Genomic DNA, 13,550 nt, shown 5'->3' with positions numbered 1-13,550 from the left:
ACCGTCCCATGGGATTTCCAGAATTCGTCATCGTGATCGCGTCCATCATGGCGCTGAATCCGCTTGCGATGGACATGATGCTGCCGGCGCTGCCCAATATCGGGTCGGCGTTCAATATCCCCGTCGCCAACCATCTTCAGCTGGTGCTGTCGACCTTCCTGATCGGGTTCGGCGCCGGCCAGTTCATCATGGGCCCGCTGTCGGACCGCTTCGGCCGCCGGCCGGTGCTGCTCGGCGGCATGGCCGTCTATGCGGTGGCGAGCGTGCTGGCGGTCGCCGCGCCCTCGTTCGAGACGCTGCTGCTGGCGCGGGCGCTGCAAGGGCTCGGCACCTCGGCGACGCGCGTGATCGCCACCTCGATCGTGCGCGACTGCTATGCCGGCCGCCGCATGGCGAGCGTGATGTCGCTCGCGATGATGGTGTTCATCGCGGTGCCCGTGATCGCCCCCTCGTTCGGACAAGCGGTGCTGCTGGTGACGGCGTGGCGCGGCATCTTCGTGGTGCTGATGCTGTACGGCCTGCTCGCGCTCGCATGGTGCGTGCTGCGGCTGCCGGAAACCCTCCCCGAATCCGGACGCAGGTCGCTGGCGCCCGCCGACGTGCTCGCGGCATTCCGGCAGACCGTGACCAATCGCCAGACCATCGGCTACGCCACGGCCGCCGGCAGCGTCATCGGCGCGCTGTTCGCCTATGTCTTCTGCGCCCAGCAGGTCTTCACCGGCGTCTATCACCTCGGCCATTACTTCCCGCTCGCCTTCGCGGCGATCGCGGCCGGCACGGCCGTCGCCGGCTTCCTCAATGCGCGGCTGGTCGGCCGGCTCGGCATGCGCGTGATCTCGCACGGAGCGCTGACGCTCTACACGGCCGTGGCCGGCGTGATGTTGCTGACCGAATGCCTGGGCATGCTGCCGCTGAGCCTGTTCATGGTGCTCTCCGCGCTGATGATGTTCTCGTTCGGCATGATGGTCGCGAACTTCACCGCGCTCGCCATGGAGCCGCAGGGCCGCATCGCCGGCACGGCCTCCTCGCTCTACGGCTCGATCACGACGCTGATCGGGATCGTGGTCGGCATGGCGATCGGGCAGAGCTTCGACGGCACGCTGCTGCCGTTCTCGGTCGGCTTCTTCCTGTCGACGCTCGCTGCGCTCGCCATCGTGCTGGTGGTGGAGAAGGGTCGGCTGTTCACGCCGCATCATCGCCCGATCGCCTGAGGAACTTCCCGGCGGCCGCGATGTTGTCGTGCAGCAATTTCGAAGGGTCGCTGCGATGGAACTGGAACACGAAGACCACGCCGACGTCGAACCCCGGACGACGGAGCGTTCCGAACCCGTCACCGGCCAGGCTGCATTGACCACGCCATTCGCGAGCGAAGGGCTGGAGCAGGTGCGCGACAGCCACTGCTGAGCGAGGCCTACTCGGTCGCCCGCCGGTTGGAGCTGAACTCATCCGCAGCGCTGGCCGGCGTCTTTTCTTCCTGCGGCGGCACCATCAGCACGACCACCTCCCCGGCAATACCCGGCCGCCCCCAGAGCGACGCCCGCACGGTAAACTCGCGCCTGACGGAATGGTGGACCTGGGGAGATACCCACTCCATCCACTGGATGCACGAGCCCTGGTCGCGGAAACAGAGTGCGGCCCAGCCGCGATCGGGCGCCGGCTTGTGCGGAAAGCCCCAGGTGCTCTCGTACTCCAAGGGCCCCACATTGCTCGGATGATCGGGGCTGTAGAACGCGGTGGCGAAAGCCAGCGAACCATCGCCGCCGACTGCACTCAACGGCTCGCCGGTGAGCTCGCGCCACTGGCGCGTCAATTCGCTGGCGGCCCGCGCATAGAGATTCCGCCTCTCCTCGTAGCCCCGATCGTTGCGATGAACGGCATGGATCGGAGCCACGATCAGGACGGCGGCAAGCGCGACGCCGGCCACGATCACCGTGATGTTGACGGTGTAGAAACGCTCGATCGGGTAGCGCGCACCACAGACGATGAGGATGACGAACAGGAACAGCCCCTGCAACGCCCATAACGACGGCAGGTCCGTGCCCATCGCCAGCGACGTTAGCATCGGCAGCACGATCGTTCCGATCGCAACGTAGAACAGCAGCCGCAGGCCCGGGCTCATGGCCGCGAAGTCGGACGGAAGCTGCTTCAGCCGCGTGCCGGCGATCAACACCCACAGCACGCCCGACACGCCCATCGCCGCCACCAGCCCCAGCACAAACGTCCTGACCTCAACGAGCGAGCTCGCAGCAATGCCATTGGCGTGAGCCAACGCATAGGTGAAGGAGGACGCGCCGGTCGTCGCCAGCCAGTGGAGATGCGGCGATAGCGCCACGATCCCGGTCGCGACGGAGATCCAGGGCGAGGCTGAGGTGAAATAGGCGCGCCGCGCCGGGTGCGCCAGCGCCGCAAAGGCGAAGCTCGCGACGAGGAAGATCGAGTAATATTTGCCGACCATCGAAAGCGCCGTCGTGCATCCCACCGCAACCGCCCAAAGCGCAGTGCGGGTCTCGAATGCGCGCAGGAAGCACCAGGTCGCCAGCGGCCAGGTCGCGAGCAGCACCGCATTGGCGTTGAAGCGCTGGGCGTGGAATTGATAGGCGGGCGTCAGCATCAACAGCAGCAGCACCAGGATACGCTTGTGCCCGGTGACGAACTGCCGCGCGACCAGGTCGACGAAGACCAGCGCAAGCCCGGCATTGGCCATCGCCATCAGTTGCAGCGACCAGTCGCTGGCCGGAAAGACCGAGGTCCACGCCGTCGCAACCCACCCCATCAGCGGAGGATGCTTGGCATAGCCCCAGGCGAAATCCCGCCCCAGCGTCCAGGCCTCTAGCGTATCGGGGTGCAGGCCGCCGCCGGCATAGGCGATGGCGAGATACAGCGTCCAGATCGCAACGAAGCAGGCGATGAGAAGCGGCACGGCCCACCCCGTCTCGACGCCATCGAGCCACCGGAGAAAAGGCCGGCGCCATCGTGCCGGTGCGCGATCGGACCGTTCGGCCATCGCCTGGAATGCAAAATCGATCGGCACTGGGATAAAGGGGACAATGAAAGTGATGCGCGAAGACGGCACATCTATTTCAGGATTGAAACAAATAGCAATGATTGGAAACTGGAAAGGTTAAAGGCTCCACGGTTTCCACGCCGGCGCGAGACCGGCAAAGGAAACGGCGCCGCTGATGACAGCGGCGCCGCGTGGTGATGGCAGCCGAAGGCGGAAGAGCCGCCTCCCCTTATTCCGACTTGTCGACGTTCCAGAACACCGGGGTTGCGGGGCCGTCGAGCACGCCGCTCAGCGACTTGCGCCAGGCGCTCGGCGCCTGATACTGGCCGAGCGGCATGTAGAGCACCTGGTCGTAGGCCTCTTTCTGGATCTCGGTCGCGATCTTCTTGCGCTCGTCGAGCGAAGCGGCCCGCACGAAGGCGTCTTTGAGCTGCTCGATCTTGGCGTCCTCCGCCCAGCCGAACCAGCCGCCCTTCTTGCCCTGCCCGCCGACGGCGACGTTCGTGATCGGATTGTCCACGTCGGCGCTGACCCAATTGGTGATGAACATGTTCCAACCGCCCTCCTTCGGGGGCTTCTGGCTGGCGCGCCGGCTCACCACCGTCTGCCAGTCGGTGGCCTGCAGGTCGATGTTGAAGCCTGCTTCGCGCAACTGCTGGGCCACCACGATCGGCTGGGCCTTCAGCAGCAGCACGTCGCCCGGCGCCATCAGCACGACCGGTGTCCCGTCGTAACCGGACTCGGCCAGCGCCTTCTTGGCCGCGGCCATGTCGCCTCCCTTCGCCAAGGTCTCGCCGCCGACCTCTGTCGCGAACGGCGTGTCGCAGATGAAAGCCGCAGCGCAGGTCTTGTAGTATTTGGAATTGCCGATCAGCGCGTCGAGCACGTCCTTCTGCTTGATCGCAAGGAATGCCGCGCGGCGGATCTTGGGATTGTCAAAGGGCGGATGAAGGAAGTTCATCCGCGCGCCCGTCTGGAAGCCGAACTTGTTGAGGATCTCAAGCTTGAGCTCCTTGTCGGCCTCGATGACGGGCAACATGTCGATGGCGGGGTATTCCATGAAATCGATGTCGCCCGACTGCAGCGCGTTCAGCGCCGTCTGCGAGTCCGGCATCGTGATCCATTCGACGCGGTCGACCTTCACCACCTTGCCGCCGGCAGTCCAGCTCGCCGGTTCCTTGCGCGGCACGTAATCGGTGTTCTTGACATAGACCGACTTCACCCCGGGCTGGAATTCGCCCTGCACGAACTTGAAGGGGCCGGAGCCGATCTGTTCCGGGATCTGCTTATCCACCGTTGTCTCGGCGAGGCGCTTGGGCATCATGAAAGCGACCCGCGAGGACGGCTTGCCGATCGATTCCAGCACGAGCGCGTAAGGCTCCTTCAGCTTCAGCGTGATGGTCTTGGGGTCGGTCGCCTCGATGCTGGCGGTGAACAGCATCATCTGCTGCCCCATGCCGTCGACCTGGGCCCAGCGCTTCAGCGAGGCGACGCAATCCTCCGCGGTGACGGGCGTGCCGTCATGCCATTTCAGGCCGTCGCGCAGCGTGAAGACGTAGGTCAGCTTGTCGTCGGAGATCTTCCAGTCCGCCATCTGCGGCTGGATCTTGAAATTCGAATCCGTCGCGATGAGCGTGTCGTAGACCATGTAGCCATGGTCACGCGAGATATAGGCGCTGGTGAAGATCGGATCGAGGATACGCAGATCCGAATGCATCACCGCGGTGATGGTCTTGCCAGCGGCAAGGACTGGCGAGGCCAGTGCCGAAAGTGCCGCGACCGAAAGCACGAGCTTGGAGGCGAACGCGAGACGCCCCCCACGCATGAAGTGGAACATTGACGTTCTCCTGGCGAGCGGCTGGCGTGCGGCGCCGCCGGTGACAACGGCGCCGCGTATGGTTTGGCGTGGAAGGCGCGCGAGGCGCCTTCCTTATCTGGAATGGCCTTACTCCGTCTTGTCGACGTTCCAGAACAGCGGCGTCGCCGGGCCGTCGAGCACGCCGGTCAGCGATTTGCGCCAGCCGCTCGGCAGCAGATACTGCCCCAGCGGAATGTAGATCACCTGATCATAGGCTTCCTTCTGGATGTCGGCCGCGATCTTCTTCTGCTCCTCGACCGAGGGCGCGCGGACGAAGGCGTCCTTGAGCTGCTCGATCTTGGGGTCCTCCGCCCAGCCGAACCAGCCGCCCTTCTTGCCCTGGCCGCCGATCGAGAGATTGGCGATCGGGTTGGAGACGTCGGCTGCGACCCAGTTGGTGAAGAACATGTTCCAGCCGCCCTCCTTCGGGGGCTTCTGGCTGGCGCGCCGGCTGACCACGGTCTGCCAGTCGGTCGCCTGCAGGTCGACCTTGAAGCCGGCCTCACGCAGCAGCTGAGCCGCCACGATCGGCTGCGCCTTCAGCGTGGTGACATCGCCGGGCGCCATGATCACCACCGGGGTGCCGTCATAGCCGGATTCGGCGAGCGCCTTCTTGGCTTCCGCCATGCCGTTGCCCTTGATCAGGGTCTCGGCGCCGATGTCCGTCGCGAACGGCGTGTCGCAGACGAAGAAGGCACCGCAGATCTTCTGATACTTGGCATTGCCGACCAGCGCGTCGAGCACGTCCTTCTGGTTGATCGCCAGGAGGGCGGCACGCCGCACCTTCACGTTATCGAACGGCGGATAGAGGAAGTTCATCCGGCCGAGCGTCTGGAAGCCGAACTTGTTGGAAACCTCGATCGTGATCTCCTTGTTCGCCTCCAGCACCGGCAGCATGTCGTAGGGCAGGTTCTCCATGAAGTCGATGTCGCCCGACTGCAGCGCGTTCACCGCGGTCTGCGAGTCCGGCATGGTGATCCACTCGACGCGGTCGACCTTCGCCACCTTGCCGCCGGAGGTCCAGCTCGCCGGCTCCTTGCGCGGCACGTAGTCGGTATTCTTGACGTAGACCGCCTTCACGCCGGGCTGGAATTCGCCCTGCACGAACTTGAAGGGGCCCGAGCCGATCTGCTCGGGAATCTGCTTGTCCGCCGGCACCTCGGCGAGACGCTTCGGCATCATGAAGGCGACGCGCGAGGACGGCTTGCCGATGGAGTCGAGGACGAGGCCGTAGGGCTCCTTCAGTTTCAGCGTGATGGTCTTGGCGTCGGTCGCCTCGATGCTCGCGGTGAAGTCCATGAGCTTCTGGCCCATGCCGTCGACCGAGGCCCAGCGCTTGAGCGAGGCGACGCAGTCTTCCGCGGTCACCGGCGCGCCGTCATGCCATTTCAGTCCATCGCGCAGGGTGAAGGTGTAGGTGAGCTTGTCGTCTGAGACCTTCCAGTCCGCCATCTGCGGCTGGATCTTGAAGTTCGAATCGGGAGCCACCAGCGTGTCGTAGATCATGTAGCCATGATCACGCGTAATGTACGCCGTGGTGAAGATAGGATCGATGATGCGAAGGTCGGAATGCATCACCGCGGTGAGAGTCTTGCCGGCCGCGAGCACTGGCGAGGCCAGCGCCGTTGAAAGCGCGACGACCGACAGCGCAAGTTTGGAGGCGAACGCGCGAGACCCCCGGCGCATGAAGTTGGACATAAAAAGTCTCTCCTGACGTGAAACTGTTCAAAGGCAGATTATTGGTTGAGCATACGGTTCGTTCCTTGGGCGAACTAACCACATGCAATGCCTTTATCTTTCGAGACTTGCAGACAGTGCTGATCGCGTCAATCCGGTTTCGCTGCAGGCCCTGGCGGCGCGCGCACAGGCTCCACAAGGATCGGTTTGGCTCTACAACACTCTCCGCTCGTCCCGCCGTGGCGATGCAATGCGCGTTCCACCTTTGCGAAGCTCGAGAGACATTCAGATGAATCCAGCCAATCTTCCCTTCGATTCCGAGTCCATGCTCGAAGGCCTGCGCACCTGGGTGGAATGCGAGAGCCCGACATGGGACGCCGGCGCCGTTAACCGCATGCTCGATATCGCAGCGCGGGATATGGCGATCATGGGTGCGACGATCGAACGCATCGCGGGCCGCCAGGGCTTTGGCGGCGTGATCCGTGCGCGTTTTCCCCATCCAAAGCAGGGCGAGCCGGGCATCCTGATCGCCGGCCACATGGATACCGTCCACCCGGTCGGTACCATCGAGAAGCTGAAATGGCGGCGCGAAGGCAATAGGTGCTACGGCCCCGGCATCTACGACATGAAGGGCGGCAACTACCTCTCGCTGGAAGCGATCCGGCAGCTCGCGCGCGCATCCTTCACCACGCCTTTGCCGATCACTGTGCTGTTCACGCCCGACGAGGAAGTCGGCACGCCCTCGACGCGTGACATCATCGAGGCGGAAGCCGCGCGCAACAAATACGTGCTGGTGCCCGAGCCCGGCCGCGCCGACAACGGCGTCACCACCGGACGTTACGCCATCGCACGTTTCAATCTCGAGGCGACGGGCCGGCCGAGCCACGCCGGCGCGACCCTCTCCGCCGGACGCTCGGCGATCCGCGAAATGGCGCGGCAGATTCTCGCCATCGACGCGATGACGACGGAAGACTGCACCTTCTCTGTCGGCGTCGTGCATGGCGGACAATGGGTCAATTGCGTTGCCACGACCGCCACCGGCGAAGCGCTCTCGATGGCCAAGCGGCAGGCCGATCTCGACCGCGGCGTCGAGCGGATGCTGGCGCTCTCTGGCACCAGCAACGACGTCACCTTTAAGGTCACGCGCGGCGTGACGCGGCCGGTGTGGGAGCCGGATGCCGGCACGATGGCGCTGTACGAAAAGGCGCGCGGCATCGCCAAATCGCTCGGCGCCGAGCTGCCGCATGCGAGTTCCGGCGGCGGCTCCGACGGCAACTTCACCGGTGCCATGGGCATCCCGACCCTCGACGGCCTGGGCGTGCGTGGAGCCAATGGCCACACGCTGGAGGAGTATATCGAGGTCGAGAGCCTGGTCGAACGCGGCCGCCTGATGGCGGGACTGCTGGCCACGCTGGAGTAGCCCGTCATTCCGGGATGGTCCGCAGGACCAGACCCGGAATCTCGAGATTCCGGGTTCGCGTCTTTGACGCACCCCGGAATGACACCGCATCGCAGTACGACTCCTGCCCAAATCAGCTGACCGCACTGCAAAAACTGTGACCCTGATGGCACGGGAATTGCTGAAATGTTAGGCTAGTGGCAGAACAGGCTACCGCGGCTGTCGCCGATGTGACTCTAATCAGACGGATTCAACTTGCTCGGATATCTCCTTCGCCGAATCTTCGCCGCCGTGCCCGTCATGGGCGTCGTTGCGCTGTTCGTCTTCCTCCTGCTCCGCCTCACCCCCGGTGATCCCGCCGCGATCCTCGCGGGCGACAATGCGACACCTGAGCGGCTGGAGCGCATCCGCACCTCGCTCGGCCTCAACGAGCCGCTGATCGTGCAGTTCGTCACCTGGGTCAACAAGCTGCTGCACGGCGATCTCGGGACCTCGCTGATCTCCAATCTGCCGGTCATGAAGATGATTGGCCAGCGCGTCGAGCCGTCGATCTCGATCGCGCTGTGCACCATCATCCTCGCCGTGATCGTCGCCGTTCCCTTGGGCGTGATCGCGGCTTGGAAGCACGGCACCTGGATCGACCGTTTCGTGATGGGGCTTTCCGTGCTCGGCTTCTCGGTGCCGGTGTTCGTGGTCGGCTATGTCCTGATCGAGGTGTTCGCGATCGATCTGCGCTGGGTGCCGGTGCAGGGCTTCAAGAGCATCAGCGTTGGCTTCGGCCCGTTCTTCGAACGCATCATCCTGCCGACCTGCGCCCTCTCTTTCATCTACATCGCGCTGATCGCGCGCATGACGCGCGCGGCGATGCTCGACGTGCTCGGCGAAGATTACGTGCGAACGGCGCGCGCGAAGGGCATCAACGAGGTCGCGGTGATGATGCGCCATGCACTGCGCAACGCCGCCGTGCCCGTGATCACCGTGATCGGCACCGGCTTTGCACTCCTGATCTCCGGCGTCGTCGTCACCGAAAGCGTGTTCAACATTCCCGGCATCGGCCGCCTCACCGTGGATGCGGTGCTGGCGCGCGACTATCCGGTGATCCAGGCGATGATCCTGCTGACGTCGCTGATCTACGTCGTCGTCAATCTTCTGATCGACGTCGCCTACACCCTGCTCGATCCCCGGATCCGGTACTGAGGCAAGGATTTAACAACAAACATGTCGGTCGATACCCTTCCCCAGTCATCCATCCCGATCACGTCGCCGCTGCGGCCGCGTTTCGGATTCCTCACCTCGACGCCGATCATCGCCACGGCGACGGTCCTGCTGACGCTGATCGTGCTGATCTCGATCCTCGCACCGCTTATCGCACCGCATGATCCGATCCAGCTCGCGCCCTCGCAGCGACTGAAGCCGACTTCGGCGCAGTTCCTGCTCGGCACCGACGCCTACGGACGCGATCTGTTGTCGCGCGTGGTCTATGGCGGCCGCATCTCGCTGTTGATCGGCATCGGCTCGGCCGTCCTGTCGATCGCCATCGGGCTTGCGATCGGCCTCGTCTCCGGCTTCTTCAAGCTGGTGGACGCCGTGATGATGCGCATCATGGACGGCCTGATGGCGATGCCGAGCATCCTGCTCGCGATCGCCGTGGTCTCGCTGTCCGGGGCCAGCCTCTGGACCGTGCTGATCGCGATCACCATTCCCGAGATCCCGCGCGTCGCCCGCCTCGTGCGATCCGTGGTGCTGTCGGCGCGTGAGGAGCCGTACGTGGAAGCCGCCATCTCGGTCGGCTCGTCCCTGCCGAAGATCATGTGGCGGCACCTGATGCCGAACACGGTCGCCCCGCTGATCGTCCAGGGCACCTATATCTGCGCCAGCGCCATCCTCACCGAGGCGATCCTCTCCTTCCTCGGCGCCGGCATCTCGCCGGAGACGCCGACCTGGGGCAACATCATGGCCGAGGGCCGCCAGTACTTCCAGATCAAGCCGTCGCTGATCTTCTGGCCGGGCCTGCTGCTCTCGATCGCCATCCTCAGCATCAATCTGATCGGCGACGCCGCCCGCGACGCCCTCGATCCCCGCATGAAGCAGCGGGAGGGGAAGTGATTTGTCTCGACGGCCTAGCCCCTTGTTCCGTCATTGCGAGCGAAGCGAAGCAATCCAGTCTGCATCCGCGGAAAGATTTCTGGATTGCTTCGTCGCTTCGCTCCTCGCAATGACGTCGGAGTAACTTGATGACCAACACCATCCTCGACATCAACAACCTCGTCGTCTCCATCGGCAAGAAGCCGGGCGGGCCGAAGATCATCGACGGCATCTCGATCCAGGTGCGCGAGCGCGAGACGCTGTGCCTCGTCGGCGAGAGCGGCTCGGGCAAGTCGGTGACCTCGCTGACCACGATGGGCCTGCTGCCAAAGGGTACGCTGGTGCCCACTGCCGGCAGCGTCAAGCTGGTCGGCGAGGAGATCCTCACCGCGACCGATCGCCGTCTGCGCCAACTCCGCGCCACGCAAATGGCGATGATCTTCCAGGAGCCAATGACCGCGCTCAATCCGGTGGTGCCGGTCGGCCGCCAGATCGACGAGGTGCTGCGCGCGCACACCAAGCTCGATGCCAGGGCGCGCAGGAAGCGCATCCTCGACATGATGGAGCAGGTCCACCTGCCCCAGGTCGAGCGCATCTTCGCCTCCTATCCCCACCGCCTCTCCGGCGGCCAGCGCCAGCGCATCATGATCGCGATGGCGCTCGTGCTGGAGCCGAAGCTGCTGATCGCCGACGAGCCGACCACCGCGCTCGACGTCACTACGCAGAAGCAGATTCTGTCCCTGATCCGCGAGCTTCAGCGCGATCACGGCACCGCCGTGCTGTTCATCACCCATGACATGGGCGTAGTCGCCGAGATCGCCGACCGCGTCGCGGTGATGCGGCAGGGCCGCCTGGTCGAGACCGGTCCGCTCGACACGGTGCTGCGCAATCCGACCATGGAGTACACCCGCAACCTGCTCGCCTCGGTGCCGAGCCTGGTGCCGCGGCCGCCGCGCGAGGAGAGCCGCGAGCCAGTCGTGCTCGAGGCCAACGACCTCAGCAAGATCTTCAAGGAGCGCGCTTTCTTCGGCAAAGGCCGTGAGGTCGTCGCCGCCGACAAGGTCACGCTGACTTTGCGCAAGGGCCGCACGCTCGGCATCGTCGGCGAAAGCGGCTCGGGCAAATCTACGGTGGCGCGCTGCATCGTGCGCCTGATCGACCCGACCTCCGGCGGCATTCGCCTCGCCGGCCGCGAGATCGCCGACATCTCGCGCCGCCTGCTACAGCCGCACCGCCAGAAGATCCAGATCGTGTTCCAGGATCCCTACCGCTCGCTCAACCCGCGCGTCACCGTCGGTGAGAGCATCGCCGAAGGTCCGATCAACTATGGCGTCTCGCATGCAGATGCGATCAAGCGCGCGCGCGAGCTGCTCGAGCTCGTCGGCCTGCCCGCCGACGCGGTGTCGCGCTATCCGCACCAGTTCTCCGGCGGCCAGCGCCAGCGCATCGCCATTGCCCGTGCGCTCGCGCTCGATCCGGACGTGCTGGTCGCCGACGAGGCGGTCTCCGCGCTCGACGTCTCGGTGCAGGCGCAGGTGCTGGAGCTGCTCGACGAGATCCAGAAGCGGCTCGGCATCGCCATCCTCTTCATCACCCACGACCTCCGCGTCGCGGCGCAGATCTGCGACGAGGTCGTGGTGATGCAGCACGGCCGCGTCGTCGAACAGGGCCCCGCCGCCGAAGTGCTGACGCATCCCAGGGAGGCCTACACCAAAGCCCTGCTGGATGCCGCGCCGGGGCGCAACTGGGACTTTGCGAACTTCCGGCCGGTGGCTGACGGCGTGGGGGCGAGCGCGTAGGCTCATCCTCGTCATTGCGAGCGTAGCGAAGCAATCCAGAATCCCTCCGCGGATAGACCCTGGATTGCTTCGCTACGCTCGCAATGACGGTGTGCGCGGCACGCATTCCCAAAACAGCTTGAGGCCATGCGCGGCGCGACGGCCTCTCACCTTGCCTCCGCCGCAAGGCCGAGGCTAACGTCGCGCACTTTCCAACGCTGGACTTGATTTGATGACACGTATCGCCGTCGGCGGCTTCCTGCACGAGACCAACACTTTCGCGCCCACGAAGGCGACTTTCGCCGATTTCCAGCATGGCGGCGGCTGGCCGGCGATGACGGAAGGCGCCGACGTGCTCAGGGTGATGCGGCGCATCAATGTCGGCCTCGCCGGCTTCGTGGACAGCGCCGAAGCAAATGGCTGGGAACTGGTTCCGACCATTGCTTGCGGTGCGAGCCCGTCGGCCCATGTGACCAAGGATGCCTTCGAGCGCATCGTGAAAGTGATGGTCGACGGCATCGCAGCCGCGGGCCCGCTCGACGCGGTCTATCTCGACCTGCACGGCGCGATGGTCACCGAGCATCTCGACGATGGCGAAGGCGAGATCCTGGCACGTGTGCGCCGCGTCATCGGCAAGGATATTCCGCTGGTCGCGAGCCTCGACCTGCACGCCAACGTCACCCCCGAGATGATGGACCATGCGGATGCGTTGATCGCCTACCGCACCTATCCCCATGTCGACATGGCCGACACCGGCCGCGCGTCGGCAAAACACCTCGCCCTGCTGCTCAAGACCAAGCGGCGCTTCGCAAAGTCCTTCTGCCAACTGCCGTTCCTGATCGCGATCAGCTGGCAATGCACCAACGACTTCCCCACCAAGGGCATCTACGAGAAGCTCGCCGCGCTGGAGAGCGATGCGGTTCCGACGCTGTCCTTCGCGCCGGGCTTCCCAGCCGCTGATTTCCGCGACTGCGGCCCGAGCGTGTTCGCCTATGGCAAGACGCAGGCGGACGCCGATCGCGCAGCAGACGCGATCGTGAAGCTGATCGAAGGCCACGAGGACGATTTCGACGGCAAGATCTGGTCGCCCGACGACGGCGTGCGCCACGCCATGGAGCTTGCGAAGAGCGCGAGCAAGCCGATCATCATCGCCGACACCCAGGACAACCCCGGCGCCGGCGGCGATTCCGACACCACGGGCATGCTGCGCGCACTGGTGCGCAACAAGGCGAGCGCTGCGACCGGCGCGATCTACGATCCGGAATCGGCAAAGGCCGCGCATGCGGCCGGCGTCGGCGCCACGGTCACGCTGTCGCTCGGCGGCAAGTCCGGTATTCCCGGCGACGAGCCCTACACCGAGACCTTCGTCGTCGAAAAGCTCTCCGACGGCCGCTTCGTCGCGCCGGGCCCGTATTACGGTGGCCGTGAGATGGAGATGGGCCCGTCCGCAGCCTTGCGCATCGGCGACGTCCGGGTCGTCGTCTCCTCGCACAAGGCGCAGCTCGCCGACCAGGCGATGTACCGCTATGTCGGCATCGAGCCGACGCAGGAGAAGATCCTGGTCAACAAGAGTTCCGTGCACTTCCGCGCCGATTTCGAGCCGATCGCAGAGAAGTTGATGATCTGCGCCGCGCCCGGCGCGATGCCGGCCGATACCGCCTCGCTGCCCTGGACGCGCCTGCGTCCGGGCATCCGCATCAAGCCGAACGGCCCCGTTTTCATTCCCTCCTCACGCTAACCGGATCAAGA

General features: G+C 65.0%; 10 protein-coding genes. 7 read left to right on the top strand and 3 right to left on the bottom strand.

The window, feature by feature from the left end:
- The first annotated feature begins 8 nt into the window (after nucleotides 1-8).
- Together QRQ56_RS01925 and QRQ56_RS01920 are read left to right on the top strand one after the other, a co-directional pair.
- Nucleotides 9-1,211, top strand: a complete 1,203-nt coding sequence (locus tag QRQ56_RS01925; protein ID WP_438737252.1) for a multidrug effflux MFS transporter — start codon at nucleotides 9-11, stop codon at nucleotides 1,209-1,211.
- A gap of 55 nt (nucleotides 1,212-1,266) precedes the next feature.
- On the top strand, nucleotides 1,267-1,404 hold the full coding sequence (locus tag QRQ56_RS01920; protein ID WP_438737250.1) for a hypothetical protein: 138 nt from the start codon (nucleotides 1,267-1,269) through the stop codon (nucleotides 1,402-1,404).
- Nucleotides 1,405-1,411: 7 nt separating this feature from the next.
- Here QRQ56_RS01920 and QRQ56_RS01915 read toward each other — a convergent pair whose 3' ends face one another.
- From QRQ56_RS01915 to QRQ56_RS01905, 3 genes are all read right to left on the bottom strand, one after another.
- A complete protein-coding gene (locus tag QRQ56_RS01915; protein ID WP_438737249.1) occupies nucleotides 1,412-3,004 on the bottom strand; it encodes a glycosyltransferase family 39 protein in 1,593 nt (530 codons plus the stop codon).
- 229 nt (nucleotides 3,005-3,233) lie between these two features.
- Nucleotides 3,234-4,841: an ABC transporter substrate-binding protein gene (locus QRQ56_RS01910; protein WP_438737246.1), complete on the bottom strand. Its 1,608-nt coding sequence runs from the start codon at nucleotides 4,839-4,841 to the stop codon at nucleotides 3,234-3,236.
- A 108-nt stretch (nucleotides 4,842-4,949) separates the two neighbouring features.
- The gene (locus QRQ56_RS01905) at nucleotides 4,950-6,560 is read right to left on the bottom strand and encodes an ABC transporter substrate-binding protein (protein ID WP_438737244.1); all 1,611 of its coding nucleotides are present in this window, start codon (nucleotides 6,558-6,560) and stop codon (nucleotides 4,950-4,952) included.
- A gap of 268 nt (nucleotides 6,561-6,828) precedes the next feature.
- Between QRQ56_RS01905 and QRQ56_RS01900 the strand changes: the two genes are divergently transcribed.
- The 5 genes from QRQ56_RS01900 (at nucleotide 6,829) to QRQ56_RS01880 (ending at nucleotide 13,539) form a co-directional block, all read left to right on the top strand.
- A complete protein-coding gene (locus QRQ56_RS01900; protein ID WP_438737243.1) occupies nucleotides 6,829-7,959 on the top strand; it encodes a M20/M25/M40 family metallo-hydrolase in 1,131 nt (376 codons plus the stop codon).
- 234 nt (nucleotides 7,960-8,193) lie between these two features.
- Complete coding sequence (locus tag QRQ56_RS01895) at nucleotides 8,194-9,135, top strand: ABC transporter permease (protein ID WP_438737241.1); 942 nt, start codon at nucleotides 8,194-8,196, stop codon at nucleotides 9,133-9,135.
- Nucleotides 9,136-9,156: 21 nt separating this feature from the next.
- Complete coding sequence (locus QRQ56_RS01890; RefSeq protein ID WP_438737239.1) at nucleotides 9,157-10,044, top strand: ABC transporter permease; 888 nt, start codon at nucleotides 9,157-9,159, stop codon at nucleotides 10,042-10,044.
- A 128-nt stretch (nucleotides 10,045-10,172) separates the two neighbouring features.
- The gene (locus QRQ56_RS01885) at nucleotides 10,173-11,822 is read left to right on the top strand and encodes an ABC transporter ATP-binding protein (protein ID WP_438737237.1); all 1,650 of its coding nucleotides are present in this window, start codon (nucleotides 10,173-10,175) and stop codon (nucleotides 11,820-11,822) included.
- A 211-nt stretch (nucleotides 11,823-12,033) separates the two neighbouring features.
- Nucleotides 12,034-13,539: a M81 family metallopeptidase gene (locus tag QRQ56_RS01880; RefSeq protein ID WP_438737235.1), complete on the top strand. Its 1,506-nt coding sequence runs from the start codon at nucleotides 12,034-12,036 to the stop codon at nucleotides 13,537-13,539.
- The last annotated feature ends 11 nt before the right edge of the window (nucleotides 13,540-13,550 follow it).

Source organism: Bradyrhizobium sp. U531 (assembly GCF_051710265.1).
GTDB lineage: Bacteria > Pseudomonadota > Alphaproteobacteria > Rhizobiales > Xanthobacteraceae > Bradyrhizobium.
This window is presented reverse-complemented; position numbering and strand designations above follow the sequence as displayed.

Bases quoted from the DNA above. Each gene is read 5' to 3' on its own strand.
- QRQ56_RS01915 (WP_438737249.1), bottom strand. From the start codon at position 3,004: ATGGCCGAACGGTCCGATCGCGCACCGGCACGATGGCGCCGGCCTTTT.
- QRQ56_RS01885 (WP_438737237.1), top strand. From the start codon at position 10,173: ATGACCAACACCATCCTCGACATCAACAACCTCGTCGTCTCCATCGGC.
- QRQ56_RS01880 (WP_438737235.1), top strand. From the start codon at position 12,034: ATGACACGTATCGCCGTCGGCGGCTTCCTGCACGAGACCAACACTTTC.
- QRQ56_RS01900 (WP_438737243.1), top strand. From the start codon at position 6,829: ATGAATCCAGCCAATCTTCCCTTCGATTCCGAGTCCATGCTCGAAGGC.
- QRQ56_RS01890 (WP_438737239.1), top strand. From the start codon at position 9,157: ATGTCGGTCGATACCCTTCCCCAGTCATCCATCCCGATCACGTCGCCG.
- QRQ56_RS01905 (WP_438737244.1), bottom strand. From the start codon at position 6,560: ATGTCCAACTTCATGCGCCGGGGGTCTCGCGCGTTCGCCTCCAAACTT.
- QRQ56_RS01920 (WP_438737250.1), top strand. From the start codon at position 1,267: ATGGAACTGGAACACGAAGACCACGCCGACGTCGAACCCCGGACGACG.
- QRQ56_RS01910 (WP_438737246.1), bottom strand. From the start codon at position 4,841: ATGTTCCACTTCATGCGTGGGGGGCGTCTCGCGTTCGCCTCCAAGCTC.
- QRQ56_RS01925 (WP_438737252.1), top strand. From the start codon at position 9: ATGGGATTTCCAGAATTCGTCATCGTGATCGCGTCCATCATGGCGCTG.